The organism is Sediminibacterium sp., assembly GCF_030695065.1.
In the GTDB taxonomy this organism is placed as follows: Bacteria; Bacteroidota; Bacteroidia; order Chitinophagales; family Chitinophagaceae; genus Sediminibacterium.
This window is the reverse complement of the sequence record NZ_JAUYTR010000020.1, coordinates 1-2,765: the sequence shown is the minus strand read 5'-3', so window position 1 is coordinate 2,765 and position 2,765 is coordinate 1. Positions and strand designations below refer to the sequence as shown.

The following is a 2,765-nucleotide window of genomic DNA, read 5'->3' as shown; positions in this document are numbered from 1 at the left end:
TTGAATAATCCGAATTAAATTAGTACTGTCTGTAAGGTCTCCATAATGCAATACCATATGACGATCTGGTATATGCGGATCCTCATAAAAATGGTCAATTCTTTGTGTATTAAACAAAGAACTTCTGCGTTTTATTCCATGTACTTCATAGCCTTTCTTCAGCAGTAATTCTGCTAAATACGCACCGTCTTGTCCGGTTATTCCTGTGATTAATGCTTTTTTCATTAAAGTATATCCTTATACATTTTTATGAATACTAAATAGGCTATTATTAAGATCCCAAATAAAATACCTCCAATTATTACTGCGATTCTTTTTGATGTTTTCTTTATTAAAAGCGGATAATAAGGTTGATCAATAATTTGAATAACTGGAGTTTCTTGGCTCAAACTGAATTTAGCCAATTCTAAATTTTTTATAACTTCTGTATACATTGAAGAAAGTAGAAATTTATCCCGTGTTGTTTTTTCTGTAGATACAATATTATTTTTCTTATACATAGGATTAATATCCATTATATTAGAAGAAGTTTGAAGATCAGCACTACTTATTGTTTTTGAATTTAATAATGCAGCTATACTATCTACCCTTTCTTGCAGTCTATTAATTGTTTGTATTTGTCCTTTGGTTTTAACTGACAAATACTTATCAACAGCGGTTTTCACTATTTTTTCGCAATATATTTTTGCCAGTTCTTCATCCGGCATAGTAATAGAGACTTCCAAAAATGAAGCTTTTTTATCAACTTTTTTAATTTCAAGTTGACTACTGGTTATAATAAATATTATAGAGTTAAGTATACTATCCTGATCCCTAGAATAATTCTTAGATATTTTGTTTGGAAGAAAATTAAACCTTTGATATTTCGGTTTATCCTTCCAACTGTTGGCTATCCCTGTCTTTTCAGCATAAACATCAACAAAAAGTTTATCAGTAGTTTCGTCAAACTTTGATAAAAGCACTTCCCTTGTTAATGTATTACTTTTAAAAAACAATAATATATTTTCGCCAGAGAGAATACTTCCACCATTATTAGAGCCTAAGTCAACACCAAATTGACCAGCCAAAGATGCTAGACCACTTAAACTACTACTATTACTTTTATTTTCTTCAACAACGAATGTAATTTTTGCTACATAATTAGCAGGTTGCATCCAAGCATAAATAAATCCAATAGCACCTCCAATTAATCCAATAAAGACGATTTTTATCCAATGGGTTTTTAAATAACTCCACCACTTATTCATTTTTTGAAGGAGTTCCTTTAAAGATATTTCGTCGGAGTTATTTATGTTGGAATTATTTATTACTTCACTCATGTAGTTTCTATTTAGTTAAGTTACTATTAGTAATTGCTAATGTTGCGAATACAGAGTAATTATACCCAACACATAAGCAGCAGTTAAAGGCCCATTTCCTACTTTCACAAATTCATAAACTTGTTTCAATTTAGTATAGTTAGGAAAAAAGGCATACTAATAATAATTTAAAATTTGCATGGCTTCGCCCACCTCAATCACATTATGGGTAATGCGCTTAATTCTGCTGCGTACAAAAATAAATGATGATAAAATTACAACTAATTTTCAATCTCTCGATTTCAAATCACTAAAAATCAGCTACATAACGCCATTTTTGGGGGCATATTGGCGGTTATTCGCTTTAGAAGGTGCAAATATACGGGGAGGCATATTAGTATCCAAAAAAAGCCTCTCATAGAAATGAAAGGCCGTTGTTTATTGTATATGTAAATCATAAACTATTTTAACCCAAACGCTTTCTTCACTTTAGACACGTAGTCTAGCTTCTCCCAGGTAAACAATTCCACTTTTACTTTCTTCTCTTTTCCGTCTGGAGTTTTGAAGGTTTTGGTTACAGTTTCAGACTTGCGACCCATATGACCATAGGCTGCAGTTTCACTGTAGATAGGGTTTCTGAGCTTCAAGCGCTGCTCTATAAAGTAAGGACGCATATCAAATAAACCTTCCACCATCTTGGCAATTTGGCCATCGGTCAAGTTTACTTTAGCAGTACCATACGTGTTTACGTTAATAGAAGTAGGTTGCGCTACACCAATTGCGTAAGACACTTGTACCAAGATTTCGTCTGCCACACCAGCAGCTACCAAGTTCTTGGCAATATGACGCGTAGCATAGGCTGCAGAACGGTCTACCTTGCTTGGATCTTTACCACTGAATGCACCACCACCATGGGCACCCTTACCACCGTATGTATCTACGATGATTTTACGACCCGTTAAACCAGTGTCTCCGTGAGGGCCACCAATCACAAACTTGCCGGTTGGGTTAATATGGTATTTAATGTCTTTATTAAACAGCTTCGCGTATTTCTTGTACTTCGCTTTAACTCTTGGAATTAAGATCTCAATGATGTCTTTCTTAATCTTGGCCAACATTTTGGCTTCGGTATCAAAATCATCGTGCTGGGTAGATACTACAATTGCATCTATTCTTACGGGTTGATTGTTGTCGTCGTATTCCAAAGTCACCTGGCTCTTCGCATCAGGTCTTAAATATTTGATGGATTTGTTCTCTCTTCTTAATGCAGCTAGTTCAATTAAGATCTTGTGCGCTAAGTCTAAAGCCAAAGGCATATAGTCTTCTGTTTCATTGCTGGCATAACCAAACATCATTCCTTGGTCGCCTGCTCCCTGCTCTTCTTTCTTCTTCTTGTCTACCCCTTGGTTAATATCGGCACTCTGCTCATGAATAGCAGATAAAATACCACAGCTATTTGCTTCAAAC

General features: G+C 34.7%; 3 protein-coding genes. All 3 read right to left on the bottom strand.

The genetic code is table 11. The features are described 5' to 3' along the window. Positions 1-225 (bottom strand): GDP-mannose 4,6-dehydratase (locus Q8S25_RS09570; protein ID WP_305537146.1); only part of this gene is annotated, 225 nt, incomplete at its 3' end. After that, complete coding sequence (locus Q8S25_RS09565) at positions 225-1,319, bottom strand: hypothetical protein (protein WP_305537144.1); 1,095 nt, start codon at positions 1,317-1,319, stop codon at positions 225-227. The genes Q8S25_RS09570 and Q8S25_RS09565, both read right to left, overlap by 1 nt. Before the next feature lie 440 nt (positions 1,320-1,759). Further along, positions 1,760-2,765 (bottom strand): methionine adenosyltransferase (gene metK, locus Q8S25_RS09560; RefSeq protein ID WP_305537142.1); only part of this gene is annotated, 1,006 nt, incomplete at its 5' end.